This window comes from Arenibacter sp. 6A1 (genome assembly GCF_012272855.1).
GTDB lineage: Bacteria > Bacteroidota > Bacteroidia > Flavobacteriales > Flavobacteriaceae > Arenibacter.
In genome coordinates this window covers 15,000-41,455 of record NZ_JAAXCQ010000002.1, presented here as the reverse complement: position 1 = coordinate 41,455, position 26,456 = coordinate 15,000, and the positions used below count along the sequence as shown (strand labels likewise).

The following is a 26,456-nucleotide window of genomic DNA, read 5'->3' as shown; positions in this document are numbered from 1 at the left end:
AAATTCCTTTGCCACACTCCATAAACATTATCTTTCCGTCTTTTTTTCTACTTGACTTCCTGCCTTTTTGAAAAATAAATTAAAAAATAATTCTGATAGACATAGTAGTCGTTCCTGTTTCAACTGTATTATATGTAACGAAAATCTATTTGACCAATGAAACAAGGGCAACGCATAAAACACTTAATAAACAAGTTTGTACAGAACAAATGTTCCCCTGAAGAAGTAGAAGAATTAGTGGCATACTTTAAAAAAGAAGAGCTAACAGAGGATTTTTTACAAGTAGAGGAGGTTTTAGAAAATTTGGACATAATCCCTAAATTGGACAAAAACACCTATCATAGAATACAGGACCAAATCCTTTCCAAGGCTGAAATGATAGAGAACAAAACTAAAAGGAAACCATATAAAAACAAGAATCTTCTTAGTTATACTGCAGTGGCAGCTGTACTGATCGGATTAATGGTGAGCGTAATTTATTTCCGATCGTTTAAAGAACGTTTTTATAACGATTCCCAGGAAAACTACAAAGCTATTGCTGTAAAGGAATATATTTTATTAGAAACTGATGATGGAAAGTTACAGGAATTATCCGAGCAAGGAAATCTTGATTTATTGGATAAAAAAGGAAATATAATTGGAGGAAAAAAAGGAAATAAATTAGTGTATAAGAAGGCCGAAGCCTTAACCGAAAAAGTAAACTACAATACGATTCGCATCCCGTACGGAAAGCGTTTTGAAGTACAATTATCAGATGGAAGCCAGGTTTTTCTTAATGCTGGGTCCTCTTTAAAATATCCCGTGAATTTTCCCAAAACAGGCAAAAGAGAAGTTACTTTAACAGGAGAGGCTTTTTTTAAAGTAACCGAGGATAAAGAGCGCCCTTTTGTTCTTACCACAAAGAATATTCAAATTGGAGTTTTGGGCACTGAATTTAATGTTACAGCCTATGGTGAAGATTCCATAACCAATGTAGTTTTAGTGGAAGGTTCGGTAAAGCTGAAAACTGGCCAAAATCTACAAAATGGTGCGATCCTTAAGCCTGGTCAGCTTGCCAGTTTGGAACTAAATAACAACAGCTTACATATAAGCGAAGTTGATACTGAAATCTATACTTCTTGGATGCAGGGCGGATTGGCCTTTGTGGAAATTACTTTTGAGGACATCCTAAAAAAAATGGAGCGACATTATAATGTAAAAATAATCAATGAGGATAAAAATCTGGCCAAGGAAAAGTTCAACGCAAAATTTGCCGATGAACCTCTGGATAGAATATTGAATTATTTTAAGGAGACCTATGGATTAGAATTTACCAAAGAAAACCAGAGAACAATAATTATTAACCAAAAAACTTAAGTGAAATGAAAAGAAACTGAGAAAAACCATAAAAGATGGGGAATGTTGTAGCATCCCCCACCAATAATTGTGGTCAATTAAAAATCTAGTATCAATTAACATCACTACTTCAAAAGTATGAAAAATCTATTCTATTGTATAACAAGATATCGCTTGTTTAAACTTGACTTAAAGATGAAGCTAACAGCACTGTTGCTCATAATAAACTTTTTTGGCATACAGGCCAACCCTTCTTATTCACAGAAAACCGTAACATTGGACCTAGAGGGGGTGAAAATTTCCCGACTACTTGGCATTTTAGAACACCAGACCGATTACCTATTTGCCTATAAAATAAACGATGTGAACTTGGATAGAGAGGTGCACATAAAGGCCAACAAGGAGAAAATCCATGCTGTTTTAGAGAAGGTATTTAGAAATACCGAGACCACGTTTAGGATTTTCGGTAACCAGATATTTCTTTCGAGAAAACAGAACCCATCCTTAACTTTCGACGACGTTCCTTTAATTATACAACAGTCCTTTACGGTAACCGGAACGGTAACTGAAGCCGATACTGGTCTGCCCATCCCGGGAGCCAATATCTTGGAAAAGGGAACCTATAATGGGGTTATGACGGATTTTGATGGGAACTATTCCATTGAGGTCTCTAACAATGCTTTCCTTGAAATAAGTTTTATTGGTTTCACCTCCCAACAAGTTAAAGTAGACAATCGGAACAAAATCGATATAGTAATGGAAACGGAAACAGCGGCACTCGACGAAGTGGTTGTTGTAGGTTATGGAGTGCAGAAAAAACAAACAATGACGGCCGCTGCCTCTGTAATGAAAATGGATGACATTAAATCCTCATCCTCCACGAACATAACATCTACACTAGGAGGAAGAGTAAGCGGTGTTTTAATTCAACAACAAGGAGGCGAAGCCGGTTATGAAAATCCTAAGATTATGATTCGTGGTTCTAGTTCACCTAACTCTTCTGATCCTTTGATTGTTGTAGATGGCATTGTTGGACGAAGTATGGGACAACTTACTTCAGACGAAATAGAGTCCATGACTATTTTAAAAGATGCTTCAGCTGTAGCACCATATGGGGCACGAGGAGCAAATGGGGTAATCTTGATAAAAACAAAACGAGGAAAAGCTGGAAATAATCAAGTCAATTACAATTTTAAAGGTGGTTTTGGAGAACCAACCCGCCTTCCAAAAATAGCATCTTCCTATGATCATGCACGTTATATGAACGATGCATGGCGGAATAAAGAAATGGATTTAGGAAATGAACCAGGCCAATATGGTATTTATTCACAAGAAGAGTTACAGAAATTTAAAGACGGTTCTGACCCTTACGGTTACCCAAATACAAATTGGCAAAAAGAAGTACTCCTACCTCGCGCGTGGCAGGAGCAACATGGTCTTAATGCGAGTGGTGGAAATGAAAAAGTACAGTACTTTTTAGGGTTAGGATATAGCAATCAAGATGCTTTATATGGCGATGTTCGAACAAATACACCTTCTACAGGGTTTAAACGATATAATGTAAGGGCCAATATAGATGCTAATCTTGTAGATAATTTATTGAAATTATCAGGCAATATTGCATTGCGTCAAGAAGATCGAAATACAATTCCTTCCTCCACAAACTTCATTTTTCATAACATGTATCGGAATCCACAAACCGATCCTGGGCGTTTTCCAGATGGTAAGCTGGGGAAAGTATCTTTAGGACATAATCCTATTGGATTAATTACTGAAGGAGGGTATGTTAATAATAAGAAAACTTCCATCAATACTAACTTTATTGTAGATCTATCTATTCCTAATGTAGAAGGGTTGAATGTTAAGGGAGTCTTTGCTTTTGATAAAGGCTTCAGCTATCAAAAGAAATGGGAGACACCTATTAATTATTACATTTGGAACAAAACCTTAGAGCAATATGATGGTAGTAGCCCTAATCGGGAAGGTTCTGATTTAACTGAGTCTTTTGGTAATAGTCAGTCTTATTCAGCCGAACTCCAGGTAAATTATAATAAACGTATTGCGGACGATCATCAGATTGGAGCCTTATTCCTATATTCTGTTTCGGAGGATAAGTCTAATAATTTTTGGGCCGCTCGTTATAAATATCTGTTTTCAACCATTCCGCAACTTTTTGCTGGGCCTGAAAAGGATAAAGATAATAGTGGTTCTGCCACCGAAAGTGGAAAAATTGGTACGGTTTTCCGTTTAACCTATAACTATAAGGAGAAGTATATGGTTGAGACTAATGGTCGGATTGATGGTTCCGAGAAGTTTCCAAAAAATCGACGTTATGGCTTCTTTCCATCGGTATCCGTTGCATGGAGAGTTTCTTCAGAGCCATTTATGCAATCTATTAACCATGTTTTAAACAATCTAAAGTTAAGAAGCTCTTGGGGGTTAGCAGGTGCTGATAATATAGGGCGTTTTAGTTATATGTCGGCTTATGGAGTGGGCAACAATGCTGTATTCGGTGGGCAATCACCAAATATTGCCATGGGTTATACTGAAACACGGTTTGCAGACCCCAATATTACCTGGGAAACATCTGAAATGTTCAACGTGGGTATCGATGCCGCTTTATTCAGAAACAAGCTAACATTTGAGGCCGATTACTTTTATAAAGTTACCCGTGACATTTTACTTGCTCGAACAGATATACCTAATATTCTAGGTTATAAAGTGCCTGCTGCGAATGTAGGTGTTGTTGATAACCGAGGTATTGATCTAAATATTACCCACCGCAATAATATTGCTGACTTTAACTATTCTATTGCTGGAAACCTTACTTGGGCAAGAAATAAAATCATTGATTTATTGGAACCCGAAGGTCAGAAAAACAACCCACGTCAAAGAAGAACAGGGCATCCGATGGGTCAGTATTTTGGTTACGAGGCATTAGGCCTGTATAAAACAAACGAAGAGGCCGATAATGCCCCTCAAATGCAGTTTGGTCAGGCAAAAGCTGGGGATATTAGATATAAGGACCAAAATGGAGACGGAATAATTAATGCTGAGGATAGAGTGGCTATAGGTAGAACCGACTATCCGGAGTTGATCTTTGGTTTAAATCTCCAAGGGGAATATAAAGGCTTCGATTTAGGGCTATTCTTCCAAGGGGCAGGAATGACCAATTTAATTTATGACGGCTTTCTAACACATCCTTATTTAGAAGGGCGTGGAGGAACACTTTTTGATCACCATATCGGTAACTCATGGACACCAGAAAATCTAAGTGCAGAATTTCCTCGGTTATATTATGGCGGTAGTCCTATTAATCGTGAAATATCAACCTTTTGGTTGCGTGATGCGTCATACCTCCGGTTAAAAAATATAGAATTAGGATATGATTTTAAAACAACAGCATTTGCTCAGTCTAATCTAATCAAAGGATTTCGAATATATGCAGCTGGACAAAACTTAGCCACCTGGTCCGCTGTGAAATACCTTGATCCGGAAGTACGTAGCAATACGATTTACCCGCAAATGAAAACCTTCACCTTAGGTGTTAATGTAACATTCTAAATATAAAACTTATGAAAATTATAAATTATTCTATTCTACTCCTCCTTTTATTCTTTGCAACCTCGTGTAGTGATGTGCTTGAGAAAAGTCCATTAAACGAGATTTCTGACGATGCCTTTTGGAATGACCCTGTTCTGGTATCCTATTATATAAATGACCTATATGCGAACCTACCCTTACAACAATACCAATTAGGAGAATCGCGTACAGATAATTCGGTGCACTCGCAACGCGATAAGTGGCGCGCTAGTTCTTTTTTATATAATTATAATTTAGAAAATGCAGACAATCCCTCGGAAGTAACATGGAGAACATCTTATGAAAATATTAGGAAATTTAATCGTTTTTTAGAAAAAATAGAACTTTCTTCGTTAAGCCTAGAGGAAATTAATTCTTATAAAGGAGAAGTTTATTTTCTACGTGCTTTCACCTATTTTGAATTGGTAAAAAGATATGGTGGCGTTGTCTTGTTAAATGAGGTACTTTCCTTAAAAGACAACTGGGAAATACCACGTAGCACAGAAGACGAAACATATGACTTTATATTTCAAGACTTAAAAAAAGCATGCGAACTTCTACCTGACTATTGGGAAGGAAAAGATAAAGGACGGGCTACAAAAGGAGCTGCATGGGCATTACGATCCCGTGCCGCACTCTATAATAATCGTTATGATCAGGCAATTGAAGCGGCAGAGGAAGTATATAAATTCGGTTATAATTTGGTTCCTGGACAAACACCAGAACAATATCGCTCTATTTGGTGGACAACTAACAAGGATAATTCAGAAATAATCTTTGACAAACAATTCAGCAACCCTGATGTATCGAACGCCATGTTAATTTATCATATGGTTACTTATATCAATGATCCATACGGTGACAGAGGATGGGGTGGTCTTGGTCCTACTCAGAATTTAATCGATCAATATGAATTAAAGGATGGTAGTCAGGCTCCACAGTTTAGCGGTAAACCTGAAACCGAAATTTTCGATATTCATGAAAGTGGGATATATGAAAATCGAGAGCCTCGTTTTTACGCTTCTATCGTTTTTCACGGCGCAAATATTTGGTTGAATGGCGATAAAGGACCAGTAGCCGTAGATCGTTATACCATGGATACCCCTGATAAAGGAGATGGATCCATGACCGGTTATAATGTTTGGAAATGGATTGATTATGACAACTACAATTACCCTTATGCTGGTTCTAGCAGTAAAGACCACAGTATAAATTGGATATATTTCAGGTTGGCAGAAGTTATTCTGAATGAAGCAGAAGCTCGTGTGGAAAAAGGCGATATCACAGGCGCATTAACCGCTGTTAATAAAATACGATCTAGAGTAGGACTGCCTAATTTAACAGAAACGAACCAATTAAAATTACGTGAGTTAATACGTAAAGAGAGACGAATAGAACTTGCCTTTGAGGATCATCGTTTTTGGGATATTCGTCGTTGGCGAATCGGAAATAAAACAAATCAAGGGGTGATGTCTGGTGTACGGTTTATATCCCCAACTAAATTTTACATTTCCAATACGGATACCCGAACCTGGGACGACCGGTTATACTACCATCCAATACCTCGTTCAGAAATCGTCCGAATGAACGTTTTAGAACAGAATCCTGGATTTTAACTCTTTAAAAATAATAAATGAAAACAATAAAAAACATATTCACTGTCCTTCTTGTTTTGGTCATGGTAGGCTGCGAAAACATAGAAATTGAAGACGTTTCAACTTTTGATAGAACTGAAATTTTGTCATTTAAAGCATATGGGAAAGATAAAGGGTCAATTCTTATTGGTAAGCCGATAATAAACCCTGAATCAGGAACGATTGTCGCTAGTGTAAAAAAAGAGTCTGATTTATCTGAAATTTTTGCTACTTGTACGCTAACTTCAGGTTCAACTATTTCACCCGCTTTAGATGGGTATCGTAATTGGTCCACGGGAAGTCATACATTCACGGTCACTTCTGCAAGTGGCAAACGAACTAAAACTTGGACAATAAATCTTGAAAAATAAATATTTTATTGTGCCTAGTACTTCTTGTAGTCAACTATACAATTCAGTTTTGAACCTATGGGAATTAAGCTATTCCTATAGCTATATTCTTATGAATATAACAATCCAATACTTAGTGGGAATAAAGTAGAACCCTATGAATTTATTAAAAGTGTAAGGACAATCATGAATAGTTAATTCATGGACAGAAGAAATAGGTCATATTACAAAGGAGACCGGAATAGCGGTCTCCTTTATTTCTTTTGCCTATGATGGAGAGTAAGATATTTCGTCGGCAGGGGATTCTGTAAAAGCCATGAAGGCCATTTCAAAGGGCATGGGATCCGCATTATATATCTTGAAGCCATTATGCTTTATGGAATAACCTGATGCAGAGCTTATCGAAGACGATGAGCGATCTGTTCAGATTGAATCAAGAGGAAAGTTTATAAAGAAATTAGAGCAGGTTGTTAAGCTTTTAGTTAAATTGTTATTAGTAAATACACTTCCTATAACTTGTTTATGCCGCGACTCTTATAAAATTACAAAACTGATTAACAGTAGTACTAATACCTATGGTTTTTGATTGAATGCTGTCCTAGTTTGTATTCAAACGACGATTGCCAATAGAAAAGTGAACAGTTATTGTCAGTAACAGAAAAACAATTACTCTATAAAAAGGGAAATATGGCTTTTATTAAAAAAAGACTGATTGGAAATAACCTTTCCTTTTACGGATAATATAATGGTAAAAAGTAGTATTCACACTAAACATAATTACTAAACACTCTTCCTCGAAATTAATAAAGCGAGGCTCTCATAAATACTTCTTATTTTTAACGCGATAGTATTTATTTTTATTCTGCAAACTCCTTTCAAATAATGAAAGGACAACATATTTAAATAAAAAATAATTTATAAAAAACCAATTATGAAAATAATATTTTATATGCAGATCTGCATCTTCCTATCAGTCAAGCTTTGCATTTCACAAGCCAATACCCAAGATAAAGAAAATAGTTATATTCATTTTAATTTTGACAATAACTTAAATAGTGGTAATTATAAATTCGAAGGCGATAATTATGCTTTTGTAAAAGGTATCAATGGGAAATCCTTAACCTTTTCGCCCAATGAGGATTTTGACCATTTAGTTTTAAATAACTTAATTTTAGATGGTACTAAAGATTTCTCTGTTCAATTCTGGGTCAGGACATTTTCAAAAAAACCTACTGTTTTAATATCACAAAAAGAATTTTCGGACAAGAGTATTAATTCACAAAAAAATAAGGGTTGGGTATTGTACTCTTCTGGGGGAACATTTGCATTTAGTATTGGTTCCGGTGATAAAAGGTTAAATTATGAAAGAGAAAATGGCGACAAAATGCCTATATCTGATGGGGAATGGCACCAAATAACAATGACGTATAACAAAGAGACCTCTGAAGTTCGCTTATATTACGATGGGCATAATAAAGCTATTTATAATGTAGGGTTTGATTTTTATCATAATAAACCATTGGTTATAGGGACAAAGAAAAATGGTTTTGATTACAACAATAAATTGCTGCCTCAAATTAAGGATGGAGCTGTAAAGTTACAGGCTTTAGTAGATGAATTTAACTCCTTAGGCGTCGGAACCCTAAAAAATGATGAATTTCTTGACTTGGTCGTCAATCCTGATCAAATTTTCACTAGTAAAAACACCAATGTAAAGACTAAAAAACCTGATTCTAACCAATCTAATTTGTTAAAGCGTGTAAATGAAATAAGAAAAGAATTGTTGAAAAACCCATACACTGTTTTTCAAATTATGGAGTTAACCGAGCTAAAACCTATAAGTAAAATTTATTATTTGGATAACGGAAAGGTCTGTATTCATAAGGAGACAGCACAGATGTTTAGCCAACAGACTCAATTATTTCCTTCTGAATTTGAATTAGATGAACTTTATATTTGGGATAAAGACCTTAACGCATCGGAAGTACTAGATACTTATAGAAAATATAAAAATTCCACTGCGTTCAAATTTGAGCCAAAATTGGATTCCTTAAACATAGGCAATTGGAATATATGGCACGGTGGAAAACACTTTACAATTGAAAATGATAATTGGGATTCACGCATGCGTATTGTTGAAATGATTAAAGAAAAGAATTTAGATGTGGTTTTACTACAGGAAACCTATTCATCGGGAGATTTCATAGCTGCTGAGCTAGGTTATTATTTTGTTACAGCATCTGACTGGGATTATTGTTTTCAAGGATCAAACATCTCCATTATTAGTCGGTATCCTATCAAAGAAGTATACGTGCCATTGGAAGCTTCATTTATGAATTTAGGAGCCAAACTAATCTTGAGTGAAAGTCAAGAAATATATGCTATGTCGAATTGGTATGGGATGACCTCTTTCCCTAAGGTTTATGATTTCCATAAAGACAGGTTTAGTGCTACAAATGTAGTCCCGGCAGTATTTGGAGGTGATTTTAATGCAGTTCCCCATACCGATGGTGGGGACAGTCCTGCTTCATTAAAATTGTTAAATAATGGATTTACTGATGCCTATCGCAGTTTATATCCTAATGTAAAAGAATACCCTGGATTTAGCCATATTGAGGACGGAAGAATAGATCAGATTTATTACAAAGGAAAGGGTATTAAGAATTTTTCGACTGAATTAATATCGGAATGGCCAAACGGATTCCCTTCAGATCATTTTTTAATTATTTCAAAATTTAAGTTAAATTATTAAGCTTTTATTTATTGGACTGGGTTCCGAATGCATTAGCTTGTTCCACACTTTTTGCATAGACACTGGACGAAGATATTTCTATTCCTGTTTTCAAATGGTATATGCGGATAGAGACTGAGGATTCGTTAGAGCTATAGTCCGACAACAAATCGTGATTTGGAAGAGTAATAGGGCCAATCCCCTCGGTGATTACCTTTCCCTCAATGTTGATGAGATAGTCGCAACCCGAATCCTCATTTAGTTTTAAAAGTTGTTTCCGGTCCATGTCGAAACTTATTTCTCGTGGCATGAGCCTATTTCTACGGATGTCGTGTATCTCAAACAAGGAATCGCCCAATATCTTTCGGAACTCATTTAGGGCAGTAGGATACAGTCTAGAATTAGAAAATCTAGAGTTGGTTCTGGCATCGTAAAAGCCATTTGCCATGCCCAAAGTCCAAATATTTCCCCGAATCGAAAAGAATAGTGTATTTGGCAGTGTTACATGATGTAAGTAATTGTAACAATAAGAATGCAAACAACACCCTGATAGTGATTCCTGAAAAAGAGTTCATATAGCGATTTATAATTTTATCGTTTGCGTTCTTGTGGTAACTAACGAAATAAAAGTCCTTTAATAAAACGTATAAAATTACACAATACTATACTCAGTTCCGTCTATCCCGCTATTGAAACTAGTATTTTATCCGTTCCCCAATGCAGACGCCATATGGTGCAAAATACCAAGCCACTACGGTTTATTTAACCCCAGGTTTATTTATACTTTAGGTAGTAATTATTCTTATAATATATACCAAGCCCCTGCGGAAGTCGGGCCAACCTTCCGATATTATTTTTTCCCCTTCCCACACTTTACATCGATCCGCCTAGGAAGGTTTTTGGCGGCCGATGTTCCCGACCCCCTCGGGGCCGCACAAAAGCACAAGGGGAGAAAAACCCCTTGCCCTTTTTCTCCCTAGCTATGAAATCGTGTCCATTGTACCGCGTTTTCCACTATTTCAAACAAATAGAAAGACCAGATAAACTGATAGACTGTACTTATATGGTTCTATATGGTTTGATGTGGTTTATAGTTTTAAAATACTGTATGTAAGTCTTTTATGATTTATTTTGGTTCTTTATATTTATATAAGATTATCCGTTTTTAACGGATAGCAAGTTATGTTTTGCGTTACGCAAAATACCTACTTCTAACGAAGTGAAAAGGCTGCCCTAGGCAGTAGGTTAGGTTAAAATGAGCGAGAAATGATAATCAATAAAGTCGGTAGAAAACAGTTGGGAGACAGAAAGCGAAAGCATACTATTATGCTCCGGTTCAATACAGGGGAGCTGGAAAAAGTGAAGGCGCTTTTAAAATCCTATAATGTCGATTTTCAAAGAAGAGGCGCCGTGGGCCCTTTCTTAAGAAGGCTCATTCTGAACAAGGAAGCTGAAAAATCGGAGTGTCTACCCGGAAACACCCCTAAGGTCAGGTACCAACTGAACAAAATAGGAACGAACATTAACCAATTGGTGAAGGTGGCCCATTACAAGAACAGACGAAGCCCCAATGCAAGTCTTGTACGTGAGGTGCAAAAGGCCAATGAGCTGATAACCGCATTGATAACGACCATAAACAATACGAACCTGCAATGATAGCACGACTGCTTTATCGGAAAAATGTACAAGGGGTACTGAAATACGTGCTGGGGAAACCGGAATGTACCGTATTGGGCTTTCATAATACCTATTCGGACACGGATACGGACCTTAAGCTTTTCGAACAGGTGCTTTTCTATCTAGGCAACCGGCATGAATCCGAAAAACGCTACGTACATGCCTCCCTGAACCTTCCCCGTGGCGAACATTTGGATGATGAAACCTTTTTGGCATTATCCAAAGCCTATATGGAACATATGGGCTACGGGCAACAGCCTTTTATCGTGGTACGGCATCACGATACCGAGCACGAGCACGTTCACATTGTCTCCAGTACCATCGTGGAGGACTGTAGTCAGATCAACCTTTCCTTTGATTTTAGGAGAAGCATGGCCGCCCAGAAATACCTGGAGAAGCAGTTTGGACTTTCCCCCTCTCCGGAAAAAAGGACGGTCAAGGAGCTCCCCAAACACGAAACTCCCCAGTTCAGGCATCAGGATATCAACGGGGTTCGATTCTATATGCAGGATATCCTAAGCAACACCCTACATAAATATAAGGTAAGGGGTTTTGATGAACTCGCCAAACTATTGGAAAAGCACCATATTCAACTGAAGGTCGTAGAACGCTCGGGTAGGGTAGGGGTATCCTATGGCATTGCCGCAGAGAACGGGTACCGGTCCCGTTTCATTAGCGGCTATACCGTACACCCACAATTGTCCGGCCCCAAGCTCCGACAAGTCTTTGAGCGCAATAAGCAATCGGTCCTATTGCCCATGGTAAGGAAGCGATTGGAAAAGCAGTTGCGTACGACCTATAAGCTTTTTAACACCATCCACCCCGAGCACCTTCCGAACATCCTAAACTCCTACCAAAAACTGGATTGTAGGCTGACCTGCGATGCGCAGGGACAGGTGGTGGATTTCACCATTTATGATAAATCGGGCTATGTACTGCGCAGCGACGAGATTGCCAGTGACCTTGGTATCAATGAGAACCCTGACTTGTTCCAAACTGAATACACTCAAATGGACCCAGAGAGCAAGCAATTGGAATTGGAGGTCCAACGTTGCCTAAGGGAAGCTTACCAAAAGACCTATAGGGATTTGAGGTACAAACCCTTGTTCTCTGAGCATATCGCTGCTAGCTCTCTAAATGCCTTGGCTAGGGAAATGATGAAATCGGAACGCTTTCTGTTCCTTAAGAAATACCTGCATACCGATAATCAGACCTTGTGGAAGGTGATCGCATCCCACTTCCATCCATTAAGTGAGGAAATGTGTACTTCAGCTTATAACAAAGAAAAGCAGCAGTTGCAAAAGAAGTCCGACCTTATCCAGCGGGCCAGGGACCAGCTGTTCACCAATACCCTGGACCAAAGGGAAGTCCTTGGTGAGCTTGTCCAAAGTCTGGGTGCAAGGTACGATAGGGGCACCCTGACCTATGCGAATTCCAAGCTGCACCAAGTGCCGATCGATCTCGGCAATACCCTACTTCAGACTACAATAAACCCATATTCACCTCTTGGTTTTCTAGGTGAAAATGCAAAGCTATTGGAAGGACTGCTGGATAATAAATCAGCCAAAAAGATTAAACCAAGTCCGACCGCCCTATTCCTTCCCATGGTATTTCCGAAACTCTATAATGCTATGGACCGGCCCTATAGGGAGCGGTTCGATACCATGGCCTTGAAAGCCTACCATCTTCATGCCGAACGCATGCAGGGGCCCTTTGAGAAATCACCAATGGACTATATTACTTTTTTCAATGCCAGAGGATTTTATTTTGAGCAGCAGGAAGGAGAACTCAGAGTGGGCTCCATGTATTCCAAGTATCCGGTAACAGTCGCCCTTTCAACGAAAATGCAAAACTATCTACAATCGTCTCCTGAGTTGAACAGCACCTTGGCTACTCAGGCGATCATCCTAGAGAATATCATAGCCCAAGGACAGGACAATTTAAAAAGCCTTTGGATGGGCCATTTAATGGAACGCGGGCATTATAAGCGGGCAGCCTATAAGTATATATCGGACGGTATAACACCCAATTTACCGACCGAACTAGTAGAGCACCACATGGCAAACGGATTCAAGGAGGCCTTGGTGGCCGTTGCTAGGGAGCGGGACCGTCAAGCACAGGCTAGCATGCTCCGTGCAGGGTGGAATGCCCTGGATACGCTCATGGGTAGTACAACTTGCAAAGAGGAAGAAGTCTTTAACGGGTTTAAGGATGAATTAACGGATTATTCGAAGCATAAGGACAGGGGGCTTTCGATCTAGAATTCAAAAAAAGCCATTCCGTTATTGGAATTGGCTCCCTTCGGATGATTTTTATTGTGGATAGAGGAAAAAGTGGTATTGCACAGCCAGCCAAGACAACATTGCGCTCTAAGAAGTTTCATTTTAACGCTTGCCTGGCCAGCGAACTAGACTTAACTGTCGGAACCGCTAAAGAAACTCCACAGGATAAATGCGCAGTTAAGTTATGGCAAGTTTTGGGGTGGGGTGGAAAACCAAATTTTTAATCGCCTTGAAAACCGAGTCGCATTTCCAATAATGGTCTAAGACTTTCCTCAATGGTAGTGTCGGCCAAATTCGCCATAATCTTGGCCATTTGACTAGTATGGATATCCATCGTATTTTTTGCTAGAAGATTGGAGAGCCTACCATGGAGTTTGTCGTTCCTGATCGCTATTTTTTTCATTTCACGCCCCATCACACGGGCGGCGATTAGATTAAGTCCAAAATCATCGTAGCCAAATAGGTCTGAATGATACTCATAAATCTGGTCGGTGTACATATTAAAAAAGTGGGATAGGATGCTAAGGATATCCTTTAGGTCATCTCTTCTGATTTCAGGACGGTCTTCCCATGCGATGAGCTTTAGGATAATTATTCCAGGCAAAGAGCAGAACTTAAATCGATGTTCCCCTTCCAATTCTACTTCGGGCAGTCCGCTATCATAGATTTCCTTGAAACCGGGCATATTCAAACTGGTTAGTCCTGTGCCTTCAAAATTCACCTTTACATTTTTATCTACAATGCTTCCGAAAGGAAGTAGGTCAATCTGCATTCTTCCCTGCCACAACAGTACGAAATTATTCTCTTTTGAAGGTTGAAAGTGTTCTATTTCAACAAGATATTGTTTTAGGTTTTCAAAAACTCCCTTGTCTTCTATGAAGATCGCAAAATCGATATCCCTAGTTATCCTACTAGGTGGAATTTGGTGGATGGCCGTCATCCATAGATCACGGGCGACTGCACCTACTAGATAAAAATCGACTTGATGTTTTTTAAAAGCGCGCTCCAAGGCAGCCAGCATTTCGGAGAAATCCGGACGTTGGTGGAGTTGTTTAAAATTTATTCTGTAGGTACTCATTATATATTTTTTGAGCGGTTTCGGTACATCTTCTATCTCCTTGCATCATTAGATCGGCGTAAGCGAGCAATGGATCAACGGCGTTGGTATCTTCAATATCGACTTTCCAGAATTTTTCATAGATCTTGATATTGCCACCTTCATCGGGAATAAGTCTATAATTCTTCATTAGTTCGTTTCTTGGTTCAGTGGTGTAGAGTGTCAATTCTTCAGGACGTAAGTAGTTGGTATAAATATCCCCAGCAGGCTCGCCTCCCCAGAATGTTTGCCCCTGTTTTAATTTAAGGTCCTTCCAATTAAAAAAAGTATCCTTATCAACAAATCGATATGTTCCAATGGCCAGATTTGGTTTTAAATTTTTTTCATAGGCGATAATCCATTTTTCGAGCAACTTTTTTTTGTTCTCCATAATATACGTATCCTTCGTAAGTGGAAACAGAAACCCTTCATCTTTTAGGCCGTTAAAGATGTTTGTGATGTTGCCAATTCCTGTATCCGTTCGTTCCGCTATTTCACGATAGGTGTTGTTGGTCCAAGTATCGTCCAATAAGAATTGGTAAACAACCTTTAACCCGGTTTTGGTAAATGCCCTGTTGGTAGTTTTTTGTTTGATTGTGATCGGTTCGTTGGCATCCAGCCAAAGAAAGATTTCTTTTTCGTTTAGGTAAATATTACCGTTAGCCTCAAGATAGGCGATGTTCCTGTTACGGAGTTCTTGTTTTATTTTGGGGAATATGCTTTGTGCAACAATCATAAAAGGATAATATTCCTTGGCGAATGCCTCTAATTTGGGCAGATGGATATTCCTCAGCTCTTTTTTAATTTCTATACTAAGCTTGATAGTGCGGTCGCCCAGTGTTAGGGCTATCGTACCATCTAAGACTTTATCTGGGGCGTTATCAAGCCATTTGGCTTCGATTTCACCTGTTTTCTGAAGGTTGGCCAATGCGTATTGCACAATTCCTTGATTGCTCATTGTTCATTTAATTTTTATGTTCACGTTTTCGTGAACATATATAAATAATGAACAAAAGTACTTAATTATTTTCAAATGAAAGAGCATAGCTAAAATATTAGCTGGCTTTCCTATATATACGCGATCTGTAGTACGGCTTCAATGGACTAAAGACCGATTACCAAATCCAGTGCTTCGTCCAAGTCTTTGTTGATGAAATTCTGTTGATATTCTATAGTAGTCTTAATATCGGAATGATTGTAGAGCTTCTGTAGTACCTGTAGCGGAATTCGGTCCCCTGAGATATTGCCAAAGGAATGACGGGCAACGTGCATACTGAGTTTTTTGGTAATATTAGCTCTATGGGCAATTTGCCGCAAGTTTCTATTGAGCCTTTTGTTTCCCGTTTTGGTTAGTCTCAGGATATCTTTTGGGTCGGTGGTGGCATTTTTTAATTCGGGAAAAATATAATCCTTTTCTGAAGTTTTATTCGGGCGGTACTCATCCAAAATTTTTTGAAGCTTGTTGTGAATTTTAAGCGATAGGTTTTTATGATTTTTGCTCATCGTATAATATATTCGCTCTCCCTGCACGTTTGCCCATTTCATTGTAAGTGCATCTGCAACTCGCATTCCAGCAAGATAAAAACTAAAAAGAAAAACATTTCGTGTATGGTGTTGCTTGGGGTCATCGGAAAGATCCAGGTTTTCCATAATTGTGATTTCCTCGGCGGTTAGGCCAATCTTTATGGATTTAGGAATTCTTATCTTGATCTTGCCTTCGGAATTACCAAAAGGATAAAGGTCCTTGGAAATCAAATTTTGATGGGTGGCTCTGTTGTACAAGGTCCGGATAAAAATCAGGTTGTTAACGATGGTTCTTTCTCCAATGTTGTTTTTACTGCTTCGTAAATAGGATATGAAGCCTCGTAGGAATTGTGGTGTTATAGCTTCGAACGTCAAGTTCTTGGCCTTGGGATATCTCTTAATCCTATTGAGTAGGGGACGTTCTGCATTGATTCTGGAATACTTTTTATTTCGTTCCAGTTCTTGTAAGTGAGATTCTGCAAATTCGTAAAAGGAGTGATTCTTATTTCTGTTCTGAATCTTACTCTTAATCTCTTCTATTTGAGTGATGGGACTGTTGTCACTTTCAATATCTAAAAGCGATTTATTGATTTCTGCTAGTTTAGCTAGAATAAAATTGTTTAGTCGTTTATAGTTTGGATGAGTTTTCTTAACTCTGTACTTTTCTGCGTCCCAATTTTGTTTATCAATGTATTGTCCTAGGTACATAAAGGTACATTTCCTATTTTTGGTAATACGTATGCAAATAGGATAAAGTCCAGCTTTATTTTTCTTCTTTCGAAGCGTTACCTGAATGGTTGCCATGGTCTAACTTTATATAAATATACAAAATTTAGGTACAACATAGGTACAACAAATGGCGGTTTTACAGGTCTTTATATGGTTTTATATGGTTTGTGTAAAATTATAAAACACTAAAAAACAAATAGTTAGCGGTTTTTGGAACCGTATTATTGGAAACTTAGGATCTAGTGCCGCGAGGTGTGAGAGTTCGAGTCTCTCCGCCTGTACAACGAGAAGCCTCTTGAGAAATCAAGGGGCTTTTTTTATGGCCTTCAGTTTTTGTGTTTCGGGACGCGCGAAGCCTGTCCTGAACGCAGTCCAAGGAAGTCTCGGGGTTTATCCTGGGCCTGGTCGAAGGGCCTGTAAAAGCGAAAGCCGACTGCTAGGAGTCGGCTTTTTTTATGTGGTACAACAATGGTCAAACATTTGGAAAATTCGAGGATCAGCAGTAAAATCTGCTTCCTTGATACATAAAGTATAAATTATTCAATAATTTTTATATCCACCGAAGTTCTACTTTGCCAACCGGTTTCATCGGTGACCGAAAATGCGCAATGGTAATCCCCGGTATCTGCATCCTTGGGAATGGTAAAGCGGATATTGATCTCATGGGTAGTTGGACTATTGGGTATGGTATAGTTTTCCATAAAAATCACCGGATTGACGGCCTGCTTTATAGCACTTAATTCGCATTTTTCGCCTTGGTCGTCGTGGGTATGATGGTCAAAATTATGGTGAATGTCCAAACTATAGGCGGCCAGAGCCTTATTATCTGCTACCATGGCTCTAAAATTATACGTTTGCCCTTTAACAAGTTGTGAACATGCTTGGGGAAATCCGTCCTCATAATTGATGCTAATGGTGGGTTTTTCTAGGTCCTTGTCCGAACTGTCCTCTGTGGAGCAGGCCCCGACCAGTAGCAGTGCGAATAATAAGGAATGGTATTTTGTGATACGTTTCATGCTGTACATTTTAAACCACATAGCACAGTAGGGGTGCTATGTGGCATGGTTATTTTATTGCTTGGTTATCGCTATATGTGTTTCGTACTCCACAGTGTTTCCGTTTTCATCTTCTACGGTAAAAACCATATGGTATTCGCCTGCAGGAGCCGTAGCCGGTACGTCTATATGCTCATGAAATTCTATCTGTGTCTTCCCATGGTATTTGGCCTCATATACTTTATTAAAGGTCCATTCTTCTTCTCCTTCTGCCGGCGTAATTCCGTGGGCATGTACATCTAAGACGATGTTGTGTATGCCTCTAACAGCGTTTATGTTGAATTCTGCATGGAAATCCTTGCCTCTTACTACGGTAGCGTCTATATGGAATTCGCTTAATGTAATAGGGTCTAAAATCTGGATATGGCCTTCTACCTCGGTAGTATTTCCCAATGCATCGGTTACTGTTAGTTCTATATGATATTCGCCAGCGGGAATATTGGCGGGTACATCTACATGTTCGTGAAAACTAGGGTTGATGACCTGATATTTAGCCTCGGTAAATTCCTGCTCATAGTGCCATGCTACTTCGCCCTCGGCCGGATTGTTATCATGGGCGTGGATAGACAGTGTAATACTGCTTACAATGGCTTCGGCATTGATTGTTGCCTCTAAGTGAATGTCCGATCCTTTATAGGCTACTGGATCTGTGGAATGCGTACTTCCTTCCCCGTACTCAAAACCGGTGATGGTGGGAGCGTTTAGGGTGCTATTCTCGTCCTTTTCACAAGATTGAAAAATGAGTCCGACAAAAGCGATAATGGCTAAAAATTTGAAATTTGATTTCATAAGGGTTGTTTTAATTATTAATGATTACTATTTATTTAAGGGTATTGTGAAGGACACGGATATGTTTCTACCCGGCTCCGGTACGTCTATTAAGCGGTAAAAGCTGGTATGGTCGTAGTATTTGGTATTGAGTACATTGTTAAGCTTGATCCTCATTTGGGCGGGCAGCTTATTTTTAATAATGGCCAATTCTGTTGAAAAGGACATATTTAGTATGTTATGGCCCTTGGTTTGTTCTTCGGGCGGGACAATTTCGGTTTGCGCCGCGGTGATCCTATAATCTGCTATCAACTGAGGTCTTCTTAGAAAACCGATTTTTTTAAATTCATAGCTAGCAGAAAACAATCCCGACAATGGCGGTGAAAAAGGCAGGGTAAAGTCTTTTTTAGCCCCACTGGTCTGCCTAGAATATACATACTCCCCGGAAGCCTCTAATTGCAGCGCATTGAATAGGGTAGTACTGGCCTTAATTTCTCCTCCCATTCTAAAAACCTTGCTTTGGGTATACTCGTAAATCTGAAGGGTCTCGAAGTATCTTGGGGTGGGATTCAAGTAAATAAAATTGTCAAAAAGGTTTATAAATGGACTTACCCCCACACTGAATTTTTTGGTGGTATGGTCTATTTCTATATCTAATTGATAGGATTCTTCAGGGTCTAGGGCCAAATTTCCTTTTTCATAGCGGTACATATGGTAATTGACACCGTCCGAGGCCAATTCATTGGCCAGTGGCATTCTAAAGCTCTTTCCCAGGTTAAGCTTATAGGTAGTATTTTTTCTAAGGTAGCTTATCCCTGCGGAGGCGCTGATATTTCCAAAATCTAAGGTTTTGTCCTGCGCTCGTTGCAGGTGTACGGAAGAAGTGCTGCCATCGCTATTGTTAACGGTAGACGGATACCAGTCATAATAGGATTTGGTGGCTAAAAACCCATAGTCGTATCGCAGTCCGGTTTGGAAATGTACATTGGGTCGCCACTGAAATTGGTTGTATGCGAATACTCCGGTAGTAAAGCGGTTATAGGCCGGAATTAAGAATCCCCACCCACCGATGGTATTTTGCTGTAGCTCCATATTGACCCCGCCGACGATAGTATTCTTCTCGTTTGGTTTAAAGGAGTCCCTTGCATTTAGGGAGTAGGTGGTTTTATGGAATGCCCGCTCCTTGCTATCGGATGGTTTGGGCATATACCCATGGGGAACGGGTTCTGAATGCTCTTCTCTTTTATTGGATTGAAATCCAAGATCGAAGTGGAAACTATGCGCCCCGTTTGCTACAGAAGTGTTATTGGTAATTTTAAAATGGTTTACCCCGTGGTAAGGAAGGTCAATATCCCTATTAGAACGGTCATAATCTATCTTGGAGGTTCTCACTTCCAAACCGTGGGCATTGGCAAAAAATCCGTTTTTGGCATATACGTTACTGATGGTTGTTTCGGACTTTAGATTGTTATGAATATACCCTAGGCTAAAACTTGCATTGGCTTCTTTCCCTGCGGTATTTCTTAAATGGCGATCGTGCAAATCAAAAATATAGTTGTCATACTTTATTTTATCGGTGGGCACCTTATAGTCACCATAATCGCGGTAGGTTAATCTGCTTCTATAGAACCATTTTACCCTTCTGCTTTGTATGCCTGCCGAAATGCCATAGAGGTCGTTATTGCTTTCGGCCAATAGGTTTAATTCTCCGCTCATGGAATTTTGAAAGGGAATATTGGCCGGTTGTATATCTACCACTCCGGCAATGGCATCGGAACCATACAATAGGGATGCGGGCCCTTTAATGATCTGGATATTTTCTATGCCGTACTGGTCTATTTCCAGGCCATGGTCATTGCCCCATTGCTGGGCTTCGTGTTTTATTCCGTTCTGTACCACGGCAACCCTATTAAAGCCCAGGCCTCTAATCACGGGTTTAGATTGGCCAGAACCTATGTTAATAGTGCTTACCCCAGGGATTTTCTTAAGGGTCTGCATAAGGCTGTTTTCCCTGTTTTTCTCCAAGAATTCTTTAGAGACGGCATGGGTAACCGTAGGGAGTTCCCTAGCGGCCTGTCTTTTAGTTTTGCCATGTACTTCTACTTCGTCCAGGGCTGTTGTGGTCTCGGTTAAGGGCACAATAGCCTCTTTCATTCCTGGGCCTGCCGTTACCTTTAAAGTATCGGCGGTATAGCCTATATGGGACACTGTAAAGGTATGCGTGCCTTCATCGACATTATTGATAATGAATTCTCCCGTCGAGGATGAAATGGCAAAGGATTTTTCTCCAATAATGTTGGCGCCTTCTACTGGTTCTTGGGTACTGGCATCGATCACAGATCCTTTTATCTTAAAAGAATCTTGCGCGCACGCCATTGAGCATATGGCAAAACAAAGCCACATGCACCGAATTTTATGGGTCATGATTTAAAAACTATAAGATTTATATATTGGTCCCTAGGAAGGGGGCAAGACAAAATCTATACATATAGGAATAGGAGTGTTTAGGATGAGGTTGCTAGCAACTGCCTAGCCTTGTCGCTAGTACATGTTCATGGCAAATACATCCTTTAGCACAACAGTTAAGAGACAGGTTTATAGGTGTTTTATAAGGTATAGATGCCCTATAGTAGCCTAGAAACGGCAATTAGCTGCGCCAATGGCACTCTTAAAAAATAAAATGTATAGAAATATTTAGGATAAAAAAGGAGGGGGGCGAGAAAAGAGCTGGTCGGTGGCAATAGTACCACAGCTCATAAAGCTATAGTGGATCTTTTGCGCTGCTTGAACGAAAAACTCCGTGTTTTCAATAACAAAATCCTGTACCTCCGGGCTAATGGCAGGCGTTAAATTATGGGTAATGGCCTGGTCGCAAATCATACAATGCAATGCATGATCCTTATCGTCCGTGTGAGAAAGCACATGAAGCCCTGCCATTTTCATCGAAAGGAAAAGGACAAGGAATATATAAGAAATGCTATATTTTAGACGACCATTTTTCATCAGACGCAAACATAACAAAATACACGAATTAAGCTGTTAATATAATATTAATTTATGTAGGGGCACGGACCATGGTGCATCTTGCGGTAATAACGGCTACCGAAAAGATGGCCGTTTAGGATGCGGTTTACGAAAATGGCCGATATTAGAATATTGATAGGGTTACAAATGTTATTTTGGGCGTTCCCTCCTTCGTCGGGCGGGCACTCCGCTATATCCCTCGCTCCACTTCGGGGATGCCGCTGCGGTCCCTAACGCGGGAATTCTTTGAACAGTCAACAATTAGCCATTGGGTGGAGGAAAAGAGAGGAGAGACTACTCTTAAACAAGCTCTGAAAATTGCGGAATTAAATTTCTAAAAACGGTGAACACTCATCGGGAAAGTTCACATTATGATGTAATTGGTTATTAGTGATAGGAGTATGGTTGAAAGCGAATTAAGGACCCTCTTCTGAAGAGCAGGTAACGCATTACATTCAGACCTACCTTTTAAGCTTGGTTGAAAATGCATGAGCGACCCTAAATTTTGAGTGGGCGTAGCGGTATAAAGTAATATAGTAGTCCACTTCTAAAGCGTCTTTTGGTGGTCGAACCTCTCTTTTGTTGGGTCCATAAATGCTGTGTTAAGTCACCCCCTCTCCATTACCACGCCTCTACTATTAAAGCAGGACTATCAACAGCGTACGGTTCCTGATTAAAATTCCCATAGTAGTTACAATTGTCAAAACCGGCCTTATTTAATAAAAGCGCTAGTTCCTTTTGTAGCAAAGGCAACAACTCAATACTGTTTTCAATTATTTCCTGAGTCGATTTTACGCTTAAAAGCGTGTTAAAATCAATTTTATTTTCCGACTCACAATAATCATAATTTCGTTCAAACGTAATTTCATCATTTTCAATAAGAGGTAATTGCTGGATGTTTTTTTCGATGATTTTATCGTAATTGACTATTTGTAGCAACAATTTTCCATTTGATTTAAGTACAGCTTTTGATTGTCTTAAAAAATCAAGGATGTCATCCAATGAATTTAAATGGACTAAGGTATTTCCAAAACAAATGATGCCGTCTACTGAGTTTTTATCAATATGAGCATCTAATTGAAGCATGCTTAATTGTTGAAATTGAATGGATTTAGACTGGTTTTCCAATTTTTTTGAAGCTGCCCGTATCATTTCGGCATCCATGTCAATTCCTAATACGTTCTTGTAATATTTAGATAGCGTAAAAGATAGCGTGCCAATTCCACATCCAATATCTAAAATTGTACAATCACTCTCTGGTATTTTTAAGTTGATGAAATCAACTTGCTTGACATTTATTTTAAAAATATGGTGATAATAGGGCGCTATTTTCTGATAGAAACTCATATTAATTATTTTATCAGTAAAGATAATTATTACAACCTAGGACACATGTCAAAAACGCGTAGGATTATCCATTTAGGCAAAAATATCGTAGCGTCTATTTAGTAAGGATGTTATAGTCCCACAAGCTTTAATTTGGGCTCTAAATGCTTTTTTTTTGGCATTGAAGGATTCGGCCGATGGCTTGGTGATTCTGTTATCAACGCAGTTCTTTTTTTTAAAATAAGGAGCAGTCAACAAATTATAATCCTGTAATCCAATCTAGGGGCCTAATCGGCTCATTTTGGAGTTGAACTTTACCTTGAATGGATAAAGTCGGGCAAAGATTAAATACACTTTGAACGGTTACGTAATTGCTGTAGGTACCTATGGCTGGCTACACAGAAAAGGCCAAGGAAGTCGCGGTAGAGGTTGGAAAAGGAAGGGTAGATAGGGGAGGAACGGCCTCTGAGGTGCCACTTGCCAAGGACTATATAGATAAGGTTATTGACAAGGGACGTATTGGCATAAAACGAAAATCTGCCAGGTGCTGAAAATGATTACTACCGTGATATGAGCAAAATTTTATTTGTTTGGTATATGGCGTATTGGACGTTAGTTTGGCCACCTTTTTTTGGGGGAGATACAGTTTCCGTTTTCTATTATATGATTAAAAATGGAATCCTTTAAGATTTGTCAAAAAGTCAAATCTCCCGATAATCCCGCCGATGTGCTGAGGCGAAACTGTGAAGGAATTCTGGTAGGTCCGTCCATGACGGTTTTTTGGAAAGTGGGTATTTTATGGTTGTGGGACATGTAGAAAGATTTTAACGGATCCATTAAACTGCTTTTGAAATAAATGATGGGGAAGTTCTAGAGTGGGCTTAGGGAGATAAGCGTTGGATGCGTTACAGAAGCTGAAGGAGGTGTAGTGATAGTGGCCTTATTGGCGTATGATTCGTTCCGTTTATATATAGCAATGGAAGAAAGGAGGGCGTTATTTTTTGTTTTTTATTATTTCAATATCCCATGGATGGAAGTGCAATTTGTTCATATAGGACTGTTTTTTGACAATGAGCATTTTTTCAATTCCTTTTTCTACGATGGGTAAAAACCCGTAATCATAGCAAAAGAAGTAGGTTCCTTTGCTAAAGGGAAAAACATGGGTGAACAGTTCAAATTTATACCCTAATTTCATTAAAATACTTTTCTCTACGGTAGTTTTGCCACCGGGGCAAAATTGAGCCATCAGGCTTCTATTGTGTCGTAGGTCGCTATTTATTTGTCTCATGGTTTGTTCGTGCAGTGGCCGATGGGCGTTGTGGTGAGTTGTTCTACACTGGCTACCACAAAATTTTTTATCGGATCTTCCTATCAGTTTTTCTTGGCATACCAGACAATATTTTACTTCCATAACCATCTTTTTAAACGTTTATAAACGCATATATACATTTAATACAACTAAAAGGTAGCTTTTTTTAGGGAGTTTTACTACATGAAACCGTTACCAACCGTTGTACTGAAAAGAAATTCTTTAAAAGGTCAGGATCGTATTTTTGTGATTTTTGACTACAATGCTGTTTTTATCGAAAGGATCAAAGCATCCAGGAAATTTATATGGAGTGCTTCCAATCGGTTTTGGTACATCAATTTTTCCCAAGAAAATATGGAATTGATAGAGCGATCTTTTCATGGTATTGCCAAAGTGGTCAAGGACCATTCTATTTATGAGGAACCACCACAAACTACCGATACCCTAAAGGGGATCCAACTAGGCAAGAAGGAAGCATTAATAAGATCGTTTACCTCCTATTTAAAAGGTAAGCGATATAGTGAGAGTACGGTCCGGACCTATTACCATCTTGTTGCCGATTTCTTAAACAATGTATCGGACATTCCTTTTGCAGATTTAACCAATAGGGACGTGGAACGATTTATTGAAGAGATATATGTACCAAAGAACTACAGTATCAGCACCCAAAGACAATTTATTAGTGCTTTAAAACTGTTCATATTGTTTTTTCCGAACACTAAGATTAAAAACCTTGAATTAACACGACCCAAACGCTCCAAATTTTTGCCTACCGTATTGTCTCAAGCAGAGGTTATAGATTTACTGCGGTGTACAAAGAATTTAAAGCACAGGGCCATATTGGCAATGATATATTCGGCCGGACTGCGAATAAGTGAACTTTTAAATTTACGATTAAAACATATTGACATAGACCGAAGGCAAGTTATTATAAAGAACGGTAAGGGCAGAAAGGATAGGAATGTAATTTTAGCCGGTAGTTTAATTCCCCTTATCTTGAATTATTTACAGACCTATATGCCCATGGTGTATTTTGCTGAAGGAAAGCCCTATAAAAGTTACAGTGCCGAAAGTGTACGTGCCTTTTTAAAAAGATCTTGCAAGGCAGCCAATATTTCAAAACACGTAACCCCGCATACCTTACGGCATAGTTATGCTACCCATTTATTAGAGAACGGCACCGACATACGGTATATTCAAGAACTATTGGGACATGCTAAACCAGAAACGACCATGTTGTATACCCATGTAGCAAAGACCGATTTAATGAAAATAGAGAGTCCGCTGGACATAGCCTTAAAAAGCATGCTAAAAGATGATACACCAGGGGGTGGCATACGCTTATCAGAAAATTATTAAGCCTTTATGCAAAGAATTATTTTTTTTTCCCTTTTCCAAACGATAGAAAAATATTACATATATTGTAGTTTATTTTTAAAGAACACTAAAACCAAAATTGTTATTCCCATGATTTTATGCTGTTATCCATCTAACCACCCGATAAACAGTACACATTAGACGGATATAACGAGTTGGCAAACATAAGCAGGAGTCACCCCTAACAAACTTTCTCTCCAGTGGAAAGTAAATGCCTTTTTTTAGGCTTTTTATGGATTAAAGAAGGGATAATTGCTCCCGTGTAGATGCCTTTTTCAGTAGAATGTCACCCTAGGTCTTGAAAGTAACCTGGCAAATCAAAGGGTTGAGCAATTCTGACCCTTGACATAGATTCTCTACTAATGAAAATGAGTTCCAATTTTGGAGTTTTTATGGATTAAAACAAGGATAATAGATACTGTGTAGATGCCTTCATAACAACAATGTAACTTTTCGAATTGAACAATTGTGACCCGTCAAGCGATATGAACGGCCGGGTCATGTCGATTACCCCTATTGGAATTTTTTGAATTATTACGATTTGCCAACAATGCATATGGTTCATTTTGCCGTATAGCGTGTTGAAAAATGTTCTTACAAACAATATATTTCCTAAATTGAGACATTGTTTCGGCGCCCTCCGCTATTTTGCTATCG

At 38.9% G+C, this 26,456-nt stretch carries 19 protein-coding genes; 9 read left to right on the top strand and 10 right to left on the bottom strand.

What is annotated here, in order from left to right; all coding sequences use genetic code 11:
• Positions 1–156: 156 nt before the first annotated feature.
• From HCG49_RS01675 to HCG49_RS01655, 5 genes are all read left to right on the top strand, one after another.
• Positions 157–1,356 carry a FecR family protein gene (locus tag HCG49_RS01675; protein ID WP_168467839.1) on the top strand — a complete coding sequence of 400 codons (1,200 nt, stop codon included), beginning with the start codon at positions 157–159 and terminating at the stop codon, positions 1,354–1,356.
• Positions 1,357–1,530: 174 nt separating this feature from the next.
• A complete protein-coding gene (locus HCG49_RS01670; RefSeq protein WP_205764322.1) occupies positions 1,531–4,899 on the top strand; it encodes a SusC/RagA family TonB-linked outer membrane protein in 3,369 nt (1,122 codons plus the stop codon).
• 11 nt (positions 4,900–4,910) lie between these two features.
• Positions 4,911–6,533 carry a RagB/SusD family nutrient uptake outer membrane protein gene (locus tag HCG49_RS01665; protein WP_168467837.1) on the top strand — a complete coding sequence of 541 codons (1,623 nt, stop codon included), beginning with the start codon at positions 4,911–4,913 and terminating at the stop codon, positions 6,531–6,533.
• Between the two features lie 17 nt (positions 6,534–6,550).
• On the top strand, positions 6,551–6,922 hold the full coding sequence (locus HCG49_RS01660) for a hypothetical protein (RefSeq protein ID WP_168467836.1): 372 nt from the start codon (positions 6,551–6,553) through the stop codon (positions 6,920–6,922).
• 910 nt (positions 6,923–7,832) lie between these two features.
• A complete protein-coding gene (locus tag HCG49_RS01655; protein WP_168467835.1) occupies positions 7,833–9,653 on the top strand; it encodes an endonuclease/exonuclease/phosphatase family protein in 1,821 nt (606 codons plus the stop codon).
• Positions 9,654–9,657: 4 nt separating this feature from the next.
• Here the strand turns inward: HCG49_RS01655 and HCG49_RS01650 are convergent, their stop codons facing one another.
• The gene (locus tag HCG49_RS01650; protein ID WP_168467834.1) at positions 9,658–10,080 is read right to left on the bottom strand and encodes a hypothetical protein; all 423 of its coding nucleotides are present in this window, start codon (positions 10,078–10,080) and stop codon (positions 9,658–9,660) included.
• Positions 10,081–10,898: 818 nt separating this feature from the next.
• Here HCG49_RS01650 and mobC point away from each other — a divergent pair.
• Both mobC and HCG49_RS01640 read left to right on the top strand, forming a co-directional pair.
• Positions 10,899–11,288 carry a plasmid mobilization relaxosome protein MobC gene (gene mobC, locus HCG49_RS01645; RefSeq protein ID WP_168467833.1) on the top strand — a complete coding sequence of 130 codons (390 nt, stop codon included), beginning with the start codon at positions 10,899–10,901 and terminating at the stop codon, positions 11,286–11,288.
• A complete protein-coding gene (locus tag HCG49_RS01640) occupies positions 11,285–13,570 on the top strand; it encodes a relaxase/mobilization nuclease domain-containing protein (protein ID WP_168467832.1) in 2,286 nt (761 codons plus the stop codon). Before mobC ends, HCG49_RS01640 begins: the two co-directional genes overlap by 4 nt.
• 241 nt (positions 13,571–13,811) lie before the next feature.
• Here the strand turns inward: HCG49_RS01640 and HCG49_RS01635 are convergent, their stop codons facing one another.
• From HCG49_RS01635 to HCG49_RS01600, 8 genes are all read right to left on the bottom strand, one after another.
• A complete protein-coding gene (locus tag HCG49_RS01635; protein WP_168467831.1) occupies positions 13,812–14,669 on the bottom strand; it encodes a hypothetical protein in 858 nt (285 codons plus the stop codon).
• Positions 14,644–15,645 (bottom strand): type IV toxin-antitoxin system AbiEi family antitoxin, encoded by a 1,002-nt coding sequence (locus HCG49_RS01630; protein WP_168467830.1) that lies wholly within the window; start codon positions 15,643–15,645, stop codon positions 14,644–14,646. The genes HCG49_RS01635 and HCG49_RS01630 overlap by 26 nt, the downstream gene beginning before the upstream one ends.
• Before the next feature lie 146 nt (positions 15,646–15,791).
• The gene (locus HCG49_RS01625) at positions 15,792–17,015 is read right to left on the bottom strand and encodes a site-specific integrase (protein ID WP_168467829.1); all 1,224 of its coding nucleotides are present in this window, start codon (positions 17,013–17,015) and stop codon (positions 15,792–15,794) included.
• 461 nt (positions 17,016–17,476) lie between these two features.
• Positions 17,477–17,956 (bottom strand): DUF4625 domain-containing protein, encoded by a 480-nt coding sequence (locus tag HCG49_RS01620; protein WP_168467828.1) that lies wholly within the window; start codon positions 17,954–17,956, stop codon positions 17,477–17,479.
• A gap of 54 nt (positions 17,957–18,010) precedes the next feature.
• Positions 18,011–18,784 carry a DUF4625 domain-containing protein gene (locus tag HCG49_RS01615; RefSeq protein ID WP_168467827.1) on the bottom strand — a complete coding sequence of 258 codons (774 nt, stop codon included), beginning with the start codon at positions 18,782–18,784 and terminating at the stop codon, positions 18,011–18,013.
• 27 nt (positions 18,785–18,811) lie between these two features.
• Positions 18,812–21,139 carry a TonB-dependent receptor gene (locus tag HCG49_RS01610; RefSeq protein ID WP_240938609.1) on the bottom strand — a complete coding sequence of 776 codons (2,328 nt, stop codon included), beginning with the start codon at positions 21,137–21,139 and terminating at the stop codon, positions 18,812–18,814.
• A 318-nt stretch (positions 21,140–21,457) separates the two neighbouring features.
• Positions 21,458–21,700 carry a hypothetical protein gene (locus tag HCG49_RS01605; protein WP_168467826.1) on the bottom strand — a complete coding sequence of 81 codons (243 nt, stop codon included), beginning with the start codon at positions 21,698–21,700 and terminating at the stop codon, positions 21,458–21,460.
• A gap of 708 nt (positions 21,701–22,408) precedes the next feature.
• Positions 22,409–23,134: a class I SAM-dependent methyltransferase gene (locus tag HCG49_RS01600; RefSeq protein WP_168467825.1), complete on the bottom strand. Its 726-nt coding sequence runs from the start codon at positions 23,132–23,134 to the stop codon at positions 22,409–22,411.
• Positions 23,135–23,499: 365 nt separating this feature from the next.
• Here HCG49_RS01600 and HCG49_RS01595 point away from each other — a divergent pair, with 365 nt between their 5' ends.
• Entirely contained in the window at positions 23,500–23,664 is a 165-nt protein-coding gene (locus HCG49_RS01595; protein WP_168467824.1) for a hypothetical protein, read from the top strand.
• Between the two features lie 443 nt (positions 23,665–24,107).
• On the opposite strand, the gene HCG49_RS01590 is transcribed toward HCG49_RS01595, so the two are convergent.
• Positions 24,108–24,524: a hypothetical protein gene (locus HCG49_RS01590; protein WP_168467823.1), complete on the bottom strand. Its 417-nt coding sequence runs from the start codon at positions 24,522–24,524 to the stop codon at positions 24,108–24,110.
• Positions 24,525–24,605: 81 nt separating this feature from the next.
• On the opposite strand from HCG49_RS01590, the gene HCG49_RS01585 reads away from it, so the two are divergent.
• Positions 24,606–25,781, top strand: coding sequence for a tyrosine-type recombinase/integrase (locus HCG49_RS01585; protein ID WP_168467822.1), 1,176 nt, complete (start codon positions 24,606–24,608; stop codon positions 25,779–25,781).
• The last annotated feature ends 675 nt before the right edge of the window (positions 25,782–26,456 follow it).

Coding starts and splice junctions, on each gene's coding strand:
- HCG49_RS01675 (WP_168467839.1), top strand. CDS start 157: ATGAAACAAGGGCAACGCATAAAACACTTAATAAACAAGTTTGTACAG.
- HCG49_RS01670 (WP_205764322.1), top strand. CDS start 1,531: ATGAAGCTAACAGCACTGTTGCTCATAATAAACTTTTTTGGCATACAG.
- HCG49_RS01665 (WP_168467837.1), top strand. CDS start 4,911: ATGAAAATTATAAATTATTCTATTCTACTCCTCCTTTTATTCTTTGCA.
- HCG49_RS01660 (WP_168467836.1), top strand. CDS start 6,551: ATGAAAACAATAAAAAACATATTCACTGTCCTTCTTGTTTTGGTCATG.
- HCG49_RS01655 (WP_168467835.1), top strand. CDS start 7,833: ATGAAAATAATATTTTATATGCAGATCTGCATCTTCCTATCAGTCAAG.
- HCG49_RS01650 (WP_168467834.1), bottom strand. CDS start 10,080: ATGGCAAATGGCTTTTACGATGCCAGAACCAACTCTAGATTTTCTAAT.
- mobC (WP_168467833.1), top strand. CDS start 10,899: ATGATAATCAATAAAGTCGGTAGAAAACAGTTGGGAGACAGAAAGCGA.
- HCG49_RS01640 (WP_168467832.1), top strand. CDS start 11,285: ATGATAGCACGACTGCTTTATCGGAAAAATGTACAAGGGGTACTGAAA.
- HCG49_RS01635 (WP_168467831.1), bottom strand. CDS start 14,669: ATGAGTACCTACAGAATAAATTTTAAACAACTCCACCAACGTCCGGAT.
- HCG49_RS01630 (WP_168467830.1), bottom strand. CDS start 15,645: ATGAGCAATCAAGGAATTGTGCAATACGCATTGGCCAACCTTCAGAAA.
- HCG49_RS01625 (WP_168467829.1), bottom strand. CDS start 17,015: ATGGCAACCATTCAGGTAACGCTTCGAAAGAAGAAAAATAAAGCTGGA.
- HCG49_RS01620 (WP_168467828.1), bottom strand. CDS start 17,956: ATGAAACGTATCACAAAATACCATTCCTTATTATTCGCACTGCTACTG.
- HCG49_RS01615 (WP_168467827.1), bottom strand. CDS start 18,784: ATGAAATCAAATTTCAAATTTTTAGCCATTATCGCTTTTGTCGGACTC.
- HCG49_RS01610 (WP_240938609.1), bottom strand. CDS start 21,139: ATGGCGTGCGCGCAAGATTCTTTTAAGATAAAAGGATCTGTGATCGAT.
- HCG49_RS01605 (WP_168467826.1), bottom strand. CDS start 21,700: ATGGCAGGGCTTCATGTGCTTTCTCACACGGACGATAAGGATCATGCA.
- HCG49_RS01600 (WP_168467825.1), bottom strand. CDS start 23,134: ATGAGTTTCTATCAGAAAATAGCGCCCTATTATCACCATATTTTTAAA.
- HCG49_RS01595 (WP_168467824.1), top strand. CDS start 23,500: ATGGCTGGCTACACAGAAAAGGCCAAGGAAGTCGCGGTAGAGGTTGGA.
- HCG49_RS01590 (WP_168467823.1), bottom strand. CDS start 24,524: ATGGAAGTAAAATATTGTCTGGTATGCCAAGAAAAACTGATAGGAAGA.
- HCG49_RS01585 (WP_168467822.1), top strand. CDS start 24,606: ATGAAACCGTTACCAACCGTTGTACTGAAAAGAAATTCTTTAAAAGGT.